The organism is Mycobacterium sp. Marseille-P9652 (assembly GCF_902652685.1).
GTDB lineage: Bacteria > Actinomycetota > Actinomycetes > Mycobacteriales > Mycobacteriaceae > Mycobacterium.
On the sequence record NZ_CACRUY010000027.1, the window covers coordinates 19,133 to 34,225 of the forward strand.

Annotated in this window: 14 protein-coding genes; 10 read left to right on the plus strand and 4 right to left on the minus strand. The window is 71.5% G+C overall.

Features of this window, described 5'->3' with window-relative positions; all coding sequences use genetic code 11:
* The first annotated feature begins 22 nt into the window (after window positions 1-22).
* The 10 genes from GPY60_RS15350 to GPY60_RS15395 all read left to right on the plus strand — a co-directional run bounded on the left by GPY60_RS15350 (window position 23) and on the right by GPY60_RS15395 (window position 11,081).
* On the plus strand, window positions 23-877 hold the full coding sequence (locus GPY60_RS15350; protein WP_156688532.1) for a GNAT family N-acetyltransferase: 855 nt from the start codon (window positions 23-25) through the stop codon (window positions 875-877).
* 170 nt (window positions 878-1,047) lie between these two features.
* On the plus strand, window positions 1,048-2,868 hold the full coding sequence (locus GPY60_RS15355; protein WP_156688533.1) for a penicillin-binding transpeptidase domain-containing protein: 1,821 nt from the start codon (window positions 1,048-1,050) through the stop codon (window positions 2,866-2,868).
* 34 nt (window positions 2,869-2,902) lie between these two features.
* Complete coding sequence (locus GPY60_RS15360; protein ID WP_156688534.1) at window positions 2,903-3,499, plus strand: DUF1707 SHOCT-like domain-containing protein; 597 nt, start codon at window positions 2,903-2,905, stop codon at window positions 3,497-3,499.
* Between the two features lie 86 nt (window positions 3,500-3,585).
* Window positions 3,586-4,443 (plus strand): type I methionyl aminopeptidase, encoded by an 858-nt coding sequence (gene map / locus GPY60_RS15365; RefSeq protein ID WP_156688535.1) that lies wholly within the window; start codon window positions 3,586-3,588, stop codon window positions 4,441-4,443.
* A 76-nt stretch (window positions 4,444-4,519) separates the two neighbouring features.
* Window positions 4,520-6,022 carry a cobyric acid synthase gene (locus GPY60_RS15370; protein ID WP_156688536.1) on the plus strand — a complete coding sequence of 501 codons (1,503 nt, stop codon included), beginning with the start codon at window positions 4,520-4,522 and terminating at the stop codon, window positions 6,020-6,022.
* 78 nt (window positions 6,023-6,100) lie between these two features.
* Window positions 6,101-6,652 carry an alpha/beta hydrolase gene (locus GPY60_RS15375; protein ID WP_156688573.1) on the plus strand — a complete coding sequence of 184 codons (552 nt, stop codon included), beginning with the start codon at window positions 6,101-6,103 and terminating at the stop codon, window positions 6,650-6,652.
* Between the two features lie 23 nt (window positions 6,653-6,675).
* Complete coding sequence (locus tag GPY60_RS15380; protein WP_156688537.1) at window positions 6,676-8,064, plus strand: glutamine synthetase family protein; 1,389 nt, start codon at window positions 6,676-6,678, stop codon at window positions 8,062-8,064.
* Window positions 8,051-8,944 (plus strand): gamma-glutamyl-gamma-aminobutyrate hydrolase family protein, encoded by an 894-nt coding sequence (locus GPY60_RS15385; RefSeq protein ID WP_156688538.1) that lies wholly within the window; start codon window positions 8,051-8,053, stop codon window positions 8,942-8,944. Before GPY60_RS15380 ends, GPY60_RS15385 begins: the two co-directional genes overlap by 14 nt.
* On the plus strand, window positions 8,941-10,308 hold the full coding sequence (locus GPY60_RS15390) for an aldehyde dehydrogenase family protein (protein ID WP_156688539.1): 1,368 nt from the start codon (window positions 8,941-8,943) through the stop codon (window positions 10,306-10,308). Before GPY60_RS15385 ends, GPY60_RS15390 begins: the two co-directional genes overlap by 4 nt.
* Window positions 10,305-11,081 carry a 3-oxoacyl-ACP reductase gene (locus GPY60_RS15395; RefSeq protein WP_156688574.1) on the plus strand — a complete coding sequence of 259 codons (777 nt, stop codon included), beginning with the start codon at window positions 10,305-10,307 and terminating at the stop codon, window positions 11,079-11,081. Before GPY60_RS15390 ends, GPY60_RS15395 begins: the two co-directional genes overlap by 4 nt.
* On the opposite strand, the gene GPY60_RS15400 is transcribed toward GPY60_RS15395, so the two are convergent.
* The 4 genes from GPY60_RS15400 to hypD all read right to left on the minus strand — a co-directional run bounded on the left by GPY60_RS15400 (window position 11,063) and on the right by hypD (window position 15,091).
* Complete coding sequence (locus GPY60_RS15400; protein ID WP_156688540.1) at window positions 11,063-11,986, minus strand: PPE family protein; 924 nt, start codon at window positions 11,984-11,986, stop codon at window positions 11,063-11,065. The two genes, GPY60_RS15395 and GPY60_RS15400, sit on opposite strands and share 19 nt — an antisense overlap.
* A gap of 100 nt (window positions 11,987-12,086) precedes the next feature.
* Window positions 12,087-13,202, minus strand: a complete 1,116-nt coding sequence (locus tag GPY60_RS15405; RefSeq protein ID WP_156688541.1) for an alkaline phosphatase family protein — start codon at window positions 13,200-13,202, stop codon at window positions 12,087-12,089.
* A 21-nt stretch (window positions 13,203-13,223) separates the two neighbouring features.
* Window positions 13,224-13,967: a DUF6390 family protein gene (locus tag GPY60_RS15410; protein WP_255457246.1), complete on the minus strand. Its 744-nt coding sequence runs from the start codon at window positions 13,965-13,967 to the stop codon at window positions 13,224-13,226.
* Window positions 13,964-15,091 carry a hydrogenase formation protein HypD gene (gene hypD, locus GPY60_RS15415; protein ID WP_156688542.1) on the minus strand — a complete coding sequence of 376 codons (1,128 nt, stop codon included), beginning with the start codon at window positions 15,089-15,091 and terminating at the stop codon, window positions 13,964-13,966. Before hypD ends, GPY60_RS15410 begins: the two co-directional genes overlap by 4 nt.
* Between the last annotated feature and the right edge of the window lie 2 nt (window positions 15,092-15,093).

Here is a 15,093-nt window from a genome sequence, read left to right on the forward strand (position 1 = left end):
CGCACCACAGAGAGTCCGCCAGATGTCGGCCCCGCCCATCTTTCGCCTTGTCGGCGATCGACGGGTGTCCGTGGTGCGCGACGCCGCCGCCGTCTGGCGCGTCTTCGCCGACGACCCCGTGGGCTCGTGCATGGTCGCCGCCCGCGTCGCCGACCACGGCATCGACCCCAACTCGATCGGCGGCGAACTGTGGACGCGCCGGGGCGCGGAGGAGTCGCTGTGCTTCGCCGGCGCCAACCTCATCCCGCTGCGCGGGGCGCGTGACGACCTGAACGCCTTCGCCGACGAGGCGATGAGCGGGACGCGCCGCTGCTCGTCACTGGTCGGCCGGGCCGACCTGGTGATGCCGATGTGGCAGCGCCTCGAGTCGGCCTGGGGTCCCGCGCGGGACGTGCGCGACAACCAGCCGCTGATGGCGCTGACGAGTCACCCCAGTTGCGACATCGACCCCGAGGTCCGCCAGGTGCGGCCCGACGAGCTGGACGCCTACCTGGTCGCGGCGGTCGACATGTTCATCGGCGAGGTCGGCGTCGACCCCCGGCTGGGCGACGGCGGCCGGGGCTACCGCCGTCGGGTGGCCAGCCTGATCGCGGCCGGGCGGGCCTGGGCCCGCTTCGACCACGGCGAGGTCATCTTCAAGGCCGAGGTCGGCTCGCAGTCGCCGGGCGTCGGGCAGATCCAGGGGGTGTGGGTGCACCCCGAGTGGCGCGGCCTGGGCCTCGGCACCCGCGGCACGGCGACCGTCGCCGCGGTCACCGTCGGGAGCGGGCGCATCGCCAGCCTGTATGTCAACAGCTTCAACACGGTCGCCCGCGCGGCGTACGCGCGCGTCGGCTTCACCGAGGTCGGCACCTTCGCGACGGTGCTGCTCGACTGAGCCCGCCTTTCCTCGCCCGAGTGTCACGCTGGCGTGACGCTCGGCGCCCAACGTCACGCTGGCGTGACGCTCGGCGGCACTGCCACGACCATTCACCAGGCGACGCATAACGATCGGGTCTCGGTGTGTCTGCGGTGGTGGGACGCCCCGAGTTCCTAACATCAGCACCAATGGTCACAAAAAGAACATTTGCCTCAGTGGTCTCAGGGCTTCTCCTCGTCGGGGTCGTCGCCCTGTCGGGCTGCACGCCGCGGCCGGAAGGCCCCGGCCCCGCGGCCGAGAAGTTCCTCAAAGCCCTGTCCGTCGGCGACACCGCGACGGCGGCCCAGCTCAGTGACAACCCCAACGAGGCCCGCTCGGCGCTCAATGCGGCCTGGTCGGGGCTGCAGGCCACCCACCTCGACGCGCAGATCCTCAACGCCAAGTACGCCGAGGACACCGGAACCGTCAGCTACCGCTTCACCTGGCACCTGCCGAAGAACCGCACCTGGGCCTACGACGGCCAGCTTCAGATGGCGCGCTACGAGGGCCGCTGGGAGGTGCGCTGGGTGCCCAACGGACTGCACCCCAGGCTGGGGGAGCACCAGACGTTCGCGCTGCGCGCCGATCAGCCGCGGAGGGCCTCGGTCAACGAGCTCGGCGGCAGCGACGTCCTCGCGCCGGGCTACCTGTACCACTACACGCTCGACGCCACCCAGGCCGGCTCCGGCGCGGCGCTGATCGCGACCGCGCACGCCGTCGTCGACGTCCTGCACCCCATCAACAACGCGCTCGCCGACCCGCAACTGCTGGCCGAACAGGCCAGCTCGGCGACCGAGCCGATCGACCTGGGCGTCACGCTCAAGCCCGAGGACAACGACAAGGTCTTCCCCGCAATCGGAAAGCTGCCCGGCGTCGTGGTCACGCCCATCGCCGACATGCTGCCGACCGACCCGCACTTCGCCCCGGCCGTCGTCAACGCGGTGAAGAAGGCCGTCATCGACCAGCTCGACGGGCAGGCCGGCTGGCGGATCGTCAGCGTCAACCAAAACGGCGTCGACGTCGCCGTGCTGCACGAGGTCGAGGGCGCGCCGGCGCCGTCGGTCTCCATCACCCTGGACCGGGCCGTGCAGAACGCCGCCCAGCACGCGGTCGACACCCGCGGCGGCAAGGCCATGATGGTCGTGATCAAGCCCTCGACCGGGGAGATCCTCGCCATCGCGCAGAACGCGGGCGCCGACGCCGACGGCCTGCCCGCCACCACCGGCCTGTTCCCGCCCGGGTCGACGTTCAAGATGATCACCGCCGGCGCCGCCGTCGACCGCGACATGGCCACGCCCAACACCATGCTGGGCTGCCCCGGCCACATCGACATCGGGCACCGCACGGTGCCCAACTACGGCGGCTTCGACCTCGGCGTGGTGCCGATGTCGCGCGCCTTCGCCAGTTCGTGCAACACCACCTTCGCGGAGCTGAGCAGCAGGATGCCGCCCCGCGGCCTGACGCAGGCCGCCACCCGCTACGGCATCGGGCTGGACTACACGGTCGACGGCATCACCACGGTGACGGGATCGGTGCCGCCGACGGTCGACCTGGCCGAGCGCACCGAGGACGGGTTCGGCCAGGGCAAGGTGCTGGCCAGCCCGTTCGGCATGGCCCTGGTCGCGGCGACGGTGGCCGCCGGCAAGACCCCGGTGCCGCAGCTCATCGCCGGGCACCCGACCACGGTCGACGGCGACGACACGCCGATCTCGCCGAAGATGGTCGACGCGCTGCGCCCGATGATGCGGCTGGTCGTCACCAACGGCACCGCCAAGGAGATCGCCGGCTGCGGCGAGGTGTACGGGAAGACCGGCGAGGCCGAGTTCCCGGGCGGCTCGCACTCGTGGTTCGCGGGATACCGCGGTGACCTGGCGTTCGCGTCCCTGATCGTGGGGGGCGGCAGCTCGGAATACGCGGTGCGGATGACCAAGGTGATGTTCGAGTCGCTGCCGCCCGGCTTCCTGGCCTGAGCCGCGGGACCGCTCACGGCGGTAAGTTGCGACCATGAGTGAAACCGGTGGAGAGATGGTCGCCCCGCCGTCAGGTATGCGTATCTCAGACGCCGACCGCAACGGCACGCTGCGGCGCCTGCACAACGCCGTCGCGCTCGGGCTGATCGACATCGACGAGTTCGAGGAGCGCTCGTCGCGGGTTTCCTACGCGCGCACGCAGGGCGAGCTCGAAGGGCTGGTCGGCGACCTGCCCGGGCCCGGATCCATCGTCACCTCCGCAGCCGACCGGGTGGAACTGCGGGGCTGGGCGGGGTCGCTGAAGCGGCACGGGGAGTGGATGGTCCCGACGCGCCTGGCGCTCGTGCGCAGGCTCGGCTCGGTTGAGCTCGACCTCACCAAGGCGCGGTTCGCCGGGCCCGTCGTGGTCATCGAGCTCGACATGCGGCTCGGCTCGGTGGAGATTCGGCTGCCGGACGGCGCCAGCGCGTCGATCGATGACGTCGAGGTCTACGTGGGCAGCGCCCGCGACCGCCGCCGCGGCCCGCCGGGCGAGGGCAAGCCGCACGTCGTGCTGACCGGCCGGGTGGTGGGCGGCTCGGTGATCATCCGGGGGCCTCGCCGTTCGCTTGGGCGTCGTCTTCAACGTTGATTCTGCGTCTACGGCGACAAAGTGCGAGAGGACCCCGCCGTACACGCAGAGTCAATGCCGACCAATGCCCGATTAAGCTGGTCGGCATGCCCGCCCGCACCGCGCTGTCCCCCGGAGTGTTGTCCCCGACCCTGCCGGTGCCCGGCCGCATCCCGCGTCCGGAATACGCCTGGAAGCCGACCGTGCAAGAGGGCAGCGAGCCCTGGGTCCAGACGCCCGAGGTCATCGAGAAGATGCGCGTCGCCGGTCGCATCGCCGCCGGCGCGCTACAGGAGGCGGGCAAGGCCGTCGCGCCTGGTGTGACCACCGACGAGCTCGACCGCATCGCGCACGAGTACATGGTCGACCACGGCGCCTACCCCTCGACGCTGGGCTACAAGGGATACCCGAAGTCCTGCTGCACATCGCTCAACGAGGTCATCTGCCACGGCATCCCCGACTCGACGGTCATCGAGGACGGTGACATCGTCAACATCGACGTCACCGCCTACATCGACGGGGTGCACGGCGACACCAACGCCACGTTCCTGGCCGGCGACGTCGCGGAGGAGCACCGGTTGCTCGTGGAACGGACGCACGAGGCGACCATGCGCGCGATCAAAGCCGTCAAGCCGGGGCGGGCGCTGTCGGTCGTCGGCCGGGTGATCGAGGCGTACGCAAACCGGTTCGGCTACAACGTGGTTCGCGACTTCACCGGCCACGGCATCGGCACCACCTTCCACAACGGCCTGGTCGTGCTGCACTACGACCAGCCGTCGGTGTCGACGGTCATGCAGCCGGGTATGACGTTCACGATCGAACCGATGATCAACCTCGGCGGCCTGGACTACGAGATCTGGGACGACGGCTGGACGGTGGTGACCAAGGACCGCAAGTGGACCGCCCAGTTCGAGCACACGCTGCTCGTCACCGACACCGGCGCCGAAATCCTGACGCTGCCGTGACGTTTCCGCGAGAAGACGCAAAAGCACACAATTGCCCGGCGTGTCGCGTGCTTTTGCGTCTGGTCGCCGTAAGTAGGTGAGCGGGGCGCTGCTGGTCGCGGGCACCAGCTCCGACGCGGGTAAGTCCGTCGTGGTGGCCGGCCTGTGTCGGCTGTTGCGGCGCAAGGGCGTTCGGGTCGCGCCGTTCAAGGCGCAGAACATGTCCAACAACTCGGTGGTCACCGTCGAGGGCGGCGAGATCGGGCGCGCCCAGGCGCTTCAGGCCCGGGCCGCCGGGCTCGAGCCCAGCGTGCGGTTCAACCCGATTTTGCTCAAGCCCGGCGGTGACCGGACCTCGCAGCTGGTGATCCTCGGACAGGTCGCCGAGTCGGTCACCGCGGCCGGTTACGTCACGCACCGCGACCGGCTGGCCGGCATCGTCGGCGACCACCTGGCGAGCCTGCGCGACGAGTTCGACGCGGTGATCTGCGAGGGCGCCGGCTCACCGGCCGAAATCAACCTTCGGGCAACGGATTTGGCCAACATGGGCCTGGCCAGGGCCGCGAACCTGCCGGTGCTGCTGGTCGGCGACATCGACCGCGGCGGCCTGCTCGCCCACCTGTTCGGGACCGTGGCGGTGCTCGAACCCGAAGACCAGGCGCTCATCGCCGGCTTCATCGTGAACAAGTTCCGCGGCGATCCGGCGCTGCTGGAGCCGGGGCTCGAGCAACTGAAGGCGATGACGGGCCGCCCCACCTACGGCGTGCTGCCCTACACCGACGACCTGTGGCTGGACGCCGAGGACTCGCTGTCGGTGGTCGCGCACCGCGTCGTGGGCAGGCCCGCGCCGCCGCTCGGCCACGACCGGTTGCGGGTGGCCGCCGTTCGGCTGCCCCGGATCTCCAACTCCACCGACGTCGAGGCCCTGGCGTGCGAGCCGGGCGTGGTGGTGCGGTGGGTCACCGAACCCGCCGACCTGGCCGACGCCGACCTGGTCGTCCTGCCCGGCAGCAAGGCCACGGTCGCCGACCTCGCATGGCTCCGAGATCGCGGCCTCGCCGGCGCGGTCATCGATCACGCGCGGGCCGCCAAGCCGGTGCTGGGCATCTGCGGGGGATTCCAGATGCTGTGCCGGTGCATCGACGACCCCGTCGAATCCAGGGAGCGGGACGTTCCGGGGCTGGGCCTGCTGGACGCGGACATCGCGTTCCGGGCGCCGAAGACGCTGCGGCGCTGGTCGTCACCGCTCGCCGGCTACGAGATCCACCACGGCGCCGTCACCCGATGCGACGAGGAGCCGTGGTTCGCCGTCGGCGGCGAACCGCAGGGCGTGGAGCGCGGCGCGGTGTTCGGCACGCACTGGCACGGCCTGCTCGACAACGACGAGTTCCGCCGCGCCTGGCTGGCCCGGGTGGCCGAGGCGGCCGGACGGACGGGGTTCGTCGCCGCGCCCGACACCGACGTCGCGGCGCGGCGCGACGCCCAACTGGATACGATCGCCGACCTGCTTGCCGCGCACCTCGACGTCGACGCCGTGCTGGGCCTGCTCGACGGGCCGCCGCCGGAGCGCCCCGGGATTTCGGTCGGGCTGCGGCGCTGATACCGGAGGCGCTGAAGGATGAGGGCGGGGACCTCGCGCTCGCGGCCCGATTCCCTGTAGCGTGCGGGAGTGCCCTCGATGATGACCACGCTCGACGGGATCGCCGTTCCGGTCGCCGTGGCGGGCCCGGAAAAGGGTGTGGTCGTCCTGATTCTGGGTGACCAACAGCGCGGGCCCGCCGCCTATGACGCCGTCTGCGAGCGTCTGCACACCGCCTCGATGCGCACCGTGGTCGTCGGGTTCGACCCGCGGCTGACCGCCAAATCGGTGATCGGGATCCTGGACGGGCTGCGGATCGGCTGGGCGGTGGTGGTCGGTGACCGGGCCGGCGCGGAGCTTGCCTGGGAGCTGGCGGCGACCCGGCTGGGCCGGTTCGTCGGCCTGGTGGTGATCGACCGGGGACACCCGGGGGTCGCCGACGCCCAGGGTGCGGTCGCAGACGAGCACTGCCCGCCGGTCGAGGTCGGCACCACCGTGCTGGTCAGTTCGCCGGCGACGCGGAAGGTGGCCCGCGACAGCCAGCGGATGGTGTATTCCGAGTACCGCGTCGTCGAGCTCGGCCGCCGCAACGTCCAGGAGTCGACCGCCCAATTGGCGGCCGAGATCGTGTTGCGGGCCAGCACCTGGTAGCCGCTCCTGGTTGACTTGCCGTCATGGCTCGCACCGATAGCTCGGGAAGTGCGCAATCCCCGCTGACGTTGGCCGCGCTCGACCAGCTAATCGGCATCGGCGAGGTCGACACCGTCGTCGTCGCGTTCCCCGACATGCAGGGCAGGCTCGTCGGAAAGCGGGTGTCGGCCCGGCTCTTCGTCGACGAGGTCGCCGCGCACGGCGCGGAGTGCTGCAGCTACCTGCTGGCCGTCGACGTCGAGATGAACACGGTCGCCGGGTATGCGATGTCGAGCTGGGACACCGGCTACGGGGACATGGTGATGACCCCGGACCTGTCCACCCTCCGGCTGCTCCCGTGGTTGCAGGGCACCGCGTGCGTCATCGCCGACCTGGCGTGGGCCGACGGCGCGCCCGTCGCCGTCGCGCCCCGGGCCGTCCTGCGCCGCCAGCTCGACCGGCTGGCCGGTCGCGGCCTGGCCGCCGATATCGCGACCGAGCTCGAGTTCATCGTGTTCGACGAGCCCTACCGGCAGGCGTGGGACCGGGGCTACCGCGGCCTTACCCCGGCCAGCGACTACAACATCGACTACGCGTTGCTGGCGTCGTCGCGGATGGAGCCGCTGCTGCGCGACATCAGGCAGGGCATGCAGGGTGCCGGCCTGCGGTTCGAGGCCGTCAAGGGCGAGTGCAACCGTGGCCAGCAGGAGATCGGCTTCCGCTACGACGACGCGCTGGTCACCTGCGACAACCATGCCATCTACAAGAACGGCGCCAAGGAGATCGCCGACCAGCACGGCAAGAGCATCACCTTCATGGCGAAATACGATGAGCGCGAAGGCAATAGCTGCCATGTGCACCTGTCGCTGCGCGACGAGCACGGGTCGGCGGCGTTCGCCGACGGCGACGGCGCCCACGGCATGTCCGAGACGTTCCGCCGCTTCGTCGCCGGCCTACTGGCCACGCTGCCCGAGCTGACGCTGTTCCACGCGCCAAACATCAACTCCTACAAGCGCTTTGCCGACGGCAGCTTCGCGCCGACCGCGGTCGCTTGGGGGCTGGACAACCGCACCTGCGCGCTGCGGGTCGTCGGGCACGGGCGGCACGTCCGCGTCGAATGCCGGGTCCCCGGCGGCGACGTCAATCCGTACCTGTCCGTCGCGGCGCTGATCGCGGGCGGTCTGTACGGTGTCGAGAAAGGGCTGGAGCCGCCGGAGCCCTTCGTGGGTAACGCCTACGAGGCGGACGGGGTCGCCCGGCTGCCCGCCACGCTGGCCGAGGCGGCGGCGCTGTTCGAGGCGTCGGCGCTCGCGCGGGAGGCGTTCGGCGACGACGTGGTCGCGCACTACCTGAACAACGCGCGCGTGGAGGTGGCGGCCTTCAACGCGGCGGTCACCGACTGGGAGAGGACCCGCGGTTTTGAACGGCTCTGAATCAGTCGGCGGCGACCCGCCTCGCCCGGCTTCGCCGCGCTCGCGATCGCCACGTGCGCATGGTGGCGACCCGCCTCGCCCGGCTTCGCCGCGCTCGCGATCGCCACGTGCGCATGGTGGCGACCCGCCTCGCCCGGCTTCGCCGCGCTCGCGATCGCCACGAAAACCGGTCATCGGCCTCACCACCTACCTCGACCGCGCGCAGATGGGCGTCTGGGACGTGTGCGCGGGATTGTTGCCCGCCAACTACTTTCAGGGCGTCACGCGGGCCGGCGGCATCGCCGTGCTGCTGCCCCCGCAGCCGGTGGACGCCGCGGCCGCCGAGCGGGTGCTCGACCGGCTCGACGGGCTGGTGATCACCGGAGGCAAGGACATCGACCCCGCCGAGTACGGCGAGTTCCGGCACGCGGCCACCGACGAGCCGGCGCCGGTGCGCGACGCCTGGGAGTTCGCGCTGCTGCGGGGCGCGCTCGACCGGGGCCTCCCGGTGCTGGGCATCTGCCGGGGTGCGCAGGCTCTCAACGTCGCGTTCGGTGGCACGTTGCACCAGCACCTGCCCGACGTGATCGGGCACAGCGGGCACCGGGCGGGCAACGCGGTCTTCACGTCGCTGCCGGTGCGAACGGTTCCCGGGACGCGGCTGGCCGCGCTGCTGGGCGAGTCGGCCGAGGTGAGCTGCTATCACCACCAGGCGGTCGCCAAGGTCGGCGACGGGCTGGTCGTCAGCGCGTGGGACGCCGACGGGGTGGTCGAGGCGCTCGAGGTGCCCGGCGAGGCGTTCGCCGTCGCCGTGCAGTGGCACCCCGAGGAGCGGCTCGACGACCTGCGGCTCTTCGCGGCCATCGTCGACGCCGCGCGGGCGTACGCGGAAACCGCATGAGCGCAATAGAACTCGTCAATCCCGCCACCGAGCAGGTCCTCGCATCGGTCGACCGCGTGGACGCCGACGGGGTCGACGACGCGGTGCGGCGGGCCCGGGCGGCGCAGCGGCGCTGGGCGCGACTGGCGCCCGCCGAGCGGGCGTCGGGACTGCGGGCGTTCGCCGCCGCCGTCGACGCCCACCTCGACGAGCTGGCCGCCCTCGAGGTCGCCAACTCCGGGCACCCGATCGCGTCGGCCGAAGGGGAGGCGGCCCAGGTCCGCGACGTGCTGACGTACTATGCCGCCAGCCCGGAACGACTGGCCGGCAACCAGATTCCCGTCGCCGGCGGCCTTAATGTCACCTTCAACGAACCGCTCGGCGTGGTCGGGGTGATCACCCCGTGGAACTTCCCGATGGTCATCGCGTCGTGGGGCATCGCCCCGGCCCTGGCCGCCGGCAACGCCGTCCTGGTCAAGCCCGCCGAGTGGACGCCGCTGACCACGCTGCGCCTCGCCGGCCTCGCGGCCGAGTCCGGGCTGGACCCCGACCTGCTGCAGGTGCTGCCCGGGGACGGCGCCGTGGCGGGGGAGCGGCTGGTCACCCACCCGGGCGTCCGCAAGGTCGTGTTCACCGGATCCACCGCCGTCGGCAAGCGGGTCTTGGCGTTGGCGGCCGCGCACGTCAAGCGGGTGACGCTCGAACTCGGCGGCAAGAGCGCCAACATCGTCTTCGCCGACTGCGACCTGGAGCGCGCCGCGGCCACCGCGCCGGCCGGCGTGTTCGACAACGCCGGGCAGGACTGCTGCGCCCGCAGCCGGATCCTGGTGCAGCGCAACGTCTACGACAGGTTCATGGAGTTGCTCGAGCCGGCCGTCAAGGGCGTCGCCGTGGGGGATCCGGCGTCCCGCGACACGCAGATGGGCCCCCTGGTGTCGGCCGCGCACCGCGACAAGGTGGCCTCCTACGTGCCCGACGGCGCGCCCGTCGCGTTCCGGGGCACGGCGCCGTCCGGTCCGGGATTCTGGTTTCCGCCAACGGTTCTCACCCCGGCCCGAACCGACCGCGCCGTCACCGACGAGATCTTCGGGCCCGTCGTCACCGTGCAGGCGTTCGACGACGAGCGCGACGCCGTCGCGCTGGCCAACGACACCCCGTACGGCCTGTCGGGGTCTGTCTGGACCGACAACCTGTCCCGCGCGCTGCGGGTGTCGCGGGCCCTCGAATCGGGCAACCTGTCGGTGAACTCGCACTCGTCGGTCCGCTACACCACTCCCTTCGGGGGTTTCAAGCAATCGGGATTGGGGCGCGAACTTGGCCCCGACGCGCCACTGCATTTCACCGAGACCAAAAACGTCTTCATCGCGATCAAGGAGATGCCCTGATGGACCTGACCCGACGGCTCGCGGGCCGGGTGGCCATCGTCACGGGCGGGGGCGGCGGTATCGGGCTCGCCGCGGCCCGGCGGATGCGCGCCGAGGGCGCGACGATCGTCATCGGTGACGTCGACGCCGGCGGGGGGGCCGCGGCGGCCGACGAGCTGTCCGGCCTGTTCGTGCCGACCGACGTCTCCGACGAGGACGCGGTCAACGCCCTGTTCGACGCCGCGGCCGAGACCTACGGCTCGGTCGACATCGCATTCAACAACGCCGGCATCTCGCCGCCTGACGACGACCTGATCGAGCACACGGAACTGCCCGCCTGGCAACGGGTTCAGGACGTCAACCTCAAGTCGGTGTACCTGTGCTGCCGGGCGGCGTTGCGGCACATGGTCCCCGCGCGGCGCGGTTCGATCATCAACACCGCCTCGTTCGTCGCGGTGCTGGGCTCGGCGACCTCGCAGATCTCCTACACCGCCTCCAAGGGCGGGGTGCTGGCCATATCGCGCGAGCTGGGCGTCCAGTACGCGCGGCAGGGCATCCGGGTCAACGCGCTGTGCCCCGGCCCGGTGAACACGCCGCTCCTGCAGGAGCTCTTCGCGAAGGATCCCGAACGCGCCGCCCGCCGGCTGGTCCATGTGCCCGTCGGCCGTTTCGCCGAGCCCGACGAGATCGCCGCGGCCGTAGCGTTCTTGGCGAGCGACGACGCGTCGTTCATCACCGCCTCGACGTTCCTGGTCGACGGTGGGATCAGCTCGGCCTACGTCACCCCGCTGTAACCGGTACGCGTCCCGTCGTAGACGGGGTCGGGTGTCGCCGCCGCGGACCAGGCCTGCGGCACCGACAGCACCCCGATGACGGCGGCCCGGCCGACCCTCGGGCCGGTCGTTTCGCCCCGAGCGCCGCCCGGGAAGAGGCGCCTCAGGGCGGCCGCCTTGTTGAGCCTATTCAGGTGACTGATCGCGGCGCCCGACGGCGCACTCAACGAGCCCAGCCTCGACAGCGGAGATGTCACCGGTGACAGGGCCGCGTCGAGCGACGCCAGCGGGGACCGGGACAACGCCCGCAGAGCGTCCGGGATGGTCGCCATCACCCCTCGGCCGGCCGATAGGACGGCGGGCGCGGACGTCAGGCGCCAACCCCGGGACCCGCCGCCGCTCGTTCTCCGCGCCGAGGGTGGCGAGACGAACGGCGTCAACGGCGAGGCGTCGGCCGAGGCGCGGGCGTAGGCGTACATCGCCTCGGCGTCTTGGGCCCACATCCGCTCGTAGTCGGCCTCGGTGTCCGCGATCGCCGCGCTGGCATGGCCCAGGAAATTGGCGAGCCGCAACGACTTCCGTCGCCTCAGATTGGCCGCGATGACTGCCGGCGGGACCACCGCCGCGTGGGCCGTTTGGTAGGCGCGCACCGCCGCATCCGCGCGGGTGGCCGCACCCTCGGCGTGGGTGGCGGCCGCGGCCAGCCAATCGGCGTAGGCGCGGGCGCACCCGGCCGTCTGCGTTGCTCCGCGGTCAGCGCTCGACCGCCCGAGCTGGGAGGCCACCGCCCGGCAGTCCGCCGCCGCGGCGCGCAGCCGGACGGCCAGTCGGTCCCACGCCGTGGCGGCCCCGGCCAGCGACGCGGACCCGGGCCCGTGGTGCATGCGCCCGGAATTGACTTCCGGCGGAAGCATCGCGAACGACATGCGTATCTCTGCCTAACCGCGCCGCTACGTGGACGCGCATCCTAGAGATAGACGCAGGGGTTACACGGCGGGTTCACGCCGCGCAAAAGATGCTTTCGGCTCAGGACAGGACGATCAGCGGAATGGCCATCTCGGCCGGTGTCCCGGCGCCGTGAAAACCGATGAGCTGCGCCGATTCCGGTGGCTCGTGGCCGGTCGCCAGCACCGCGGCGTCACCGGTGCAGACGACGACGACATCGCCGATGCGCAAGGCGTTTTCGGGCTTCATGGGCCCGAACATCCCGGTCGCCACGGCCTCGTCGCGAGCGTAGACGTCGGCGTGGCCGTCGAGCGCCTCCCGCCAGGTGGCCTGCACGTCCGCGGCGGCGCCGGGCTCGGTGTGCAGGTAGCGCACCCGCGGCTCACCGGCGACCACCCGGACGCCCGCGGCCAGCGCCGGGTCGTCGTCGAGGTCGATGCGGGCGCCGGCCGGGACGTTGAGGCCGCCGTGGTCGGCGGTCACCAGAATGGTCGCGTCGGGCGGCAGCGCGTCGACGAGCCGCGTCAGTTGGGCGTCCACCCGGACCGCCGCCTCGTGCCACTCGGTGGAGCCGACGCCGAAGACGTGGGCGGCCGTGTCGAGGTCGGCCATGTACCCGTAGACCAGCCCCGGCGCCGCGCGCAGCTCGTCGGTCACTCGTTGGACGTAGTCGTCGGCCGGGCCGACCGGGCGAAATCGCGCGCCGCCGTAGGCCGCGTCCGTGAGCCCGCTGCCGATGAACCACTCGGGCAGCACGGCGCGGGCGGCCACCCCGGCGCGCTCCAGCCGCTCGAACCACGTGGGCAGCGGCTGCCATTGGCCGTGGGGCGGATCGTCGCGCCACCGAACATGATTGAGCACCCGGTCGGTGCCGGGAACGTTGAGGGTGAACCCCAGGATGCCGTGCTCACCCGGCTGCGCTCCCGTGCCCAGCGACACCAGGCTCGTCGGCGTCGTCGACGGAAAGGTGCATGCGAGCTCGGTGAGCCGTCCGATGTCACCGGCCAGGACGGAGGCGAGCATCGGCGCGCTGGCGGCCAGCTCCGGCAACAGGTGCCAGCCCATCCCGTCCACCAGCACGACGGCGACGCGGTCGACACCACCCGCCGACTCGCCAAGGCCGAGCCCGTCGACCGCGCCCGGGACGCCCAGCAGTGCCGCGACGGCGGGCAGCACGTCGCAGAGTGAACCGGGCATGACCGCCAGTGTCGCAGATATTTACACTCGCGTCAGCCGTTGGGTCGTCATCCGGAGCTGGCGGTCCGTGCTGTTGGCCAGCGCGCGAACCTGTTCCTCCGAGAGCCGGCCGCACAGCCGGTCCCAGTGCACCGCGACCCGGTCGCCAATGGCGACGTCGGGCACCGCGCTGTAGCCGTCGGCCCAGACGTCCAGCGCGCGCGCCGACGGCTCGCCCAACGCGAGTTCCCGGCCGTCCCAGCGCAGCCTCCGGCACGACACCTCGACCCGGTCGCCGGTAACGGAAGAGACTGTCCCCCAAGTGATCCGGCAGTTGTCGAGGACGGTGAGCGGGTGCTCGTCCATGCCCCGGCCCAGGAATCGCGTCCACGGGTAGACGCCGAAGACGTGGAAGCTGTGGTTGCCGGCCGCCTCGGCCGCGAGTTCCGCGGTGAGGTGGGCCCAGTACCGGCCGGCCTGCGGGCCGATGATGGCCAGCAGCGCGTCGTAGAATGCCCGTGCATCCAGGCCGGCGCCGACTCCGCCGCCCAGCCAATAGGATTCGACGAGCCGCACATCGAGCGGGTCGGCGATCCCGGTCAGCTCCGACAGCACCCGCAGGTACGGCCAGGCCCCCGAGAACCCCCGGGCGGCCGCGCGCACGTCGTCGACCGTGCCGTCGCGCAGCGTCGCCCCGAGCGGCGGCCCGCAGTAGCCGAGCGCGTTCGGGGCGTAGGCGTAGCGGGCGAACATGTCCGCGCCGCGCCGCACCGGGTCGTCGGTCAAGTGCGGCCCACGAGCTTGGCGGCGTCCCGGTGCATGCGGCCGAAGTTGTAGTAGGCCGCACAGGCCCCCTCCGGCGACACCATGCACGTGCCGATCGGCGTCTCGGGGGTGCAGGCGGTGCCGAAAACCTTGCACTCCCAGGGCTTCAGCACGCCCTTGAGCACCTCGCCGCACTGGCAGGCCTTCGGGTCGGCCACCCGCACGCCCGGCATGGCGAACAGCAGCTCGGCGTCGTACCCGGCGAAGTCGTCGTGCAGGCGCAGCGCGCTCTGCGAGATGAAACCGAGCCCGCGCCATTCGAAGTGGGGCCGCAGCGCGAACACCTTGCCCATCAGCGCGAGCGCGGCGGGGTTGCCGTTCTCGGGCACCACGCGCTTGTACTGGTTCTCCACCTCGCAGCGGCCCTCGCGGATCTGGGTCAGCAGCATGGCCACGGCAGCCAGGATGTCGAGCGGCTCGAAACCGGCCACCACCAACGGCTTTCGATACACCTGCGGCACGAACCGGTAGGGCCTGTTGCCGACGACGGTGGAGACGTGGCCGGGGCCGATGAAGCCCGACAGGCGAAGGTCGGGGGATTCGAGGATGGCCTTGATCGGCGGCACGATCGTGACGTGGTTGCAGAACACGCTGAAGTTGGTCAGGCCCAGATCGCGGGCGCGCACCAGCGTCACCGCCGTCGACGGCGCGGTGGTCTCGAACCCGATCGCGAAGAACACCACCCGCTTGCCGGGGTTGTCGACCGCGATCTTCAGCGCGTCCAGCGGCGAGTAGACGAACCGCACGTCGGCGCCCTTGGCCTTCGCGTCGAGCAGGCTGCCGGACGAGCCGGGCACGCGCATCATGTCACCGAAGCACGTGAAGATGACGTCGGGCTGCCCGGCCAGCCACATGGCGTCGTCGATGCGGCCCATCGGGATCACGCACACCGGGCATCCCGGACCGTGCACGAGTTCGACGTTGCCGGGCAGCAGGTGTTCGATGCCATGGCGGTAGATGGTGTGGGTGTGGCCGCCGCACACCTCCATGAACTTGAACTCGTCGCTGTCGCCGGCCAGTTTTTCGATGGCGCCCAGCAGTTTGCGGGCGGCCGCCGGGTCGCGGAACTCGTCAACGAATTTCATGT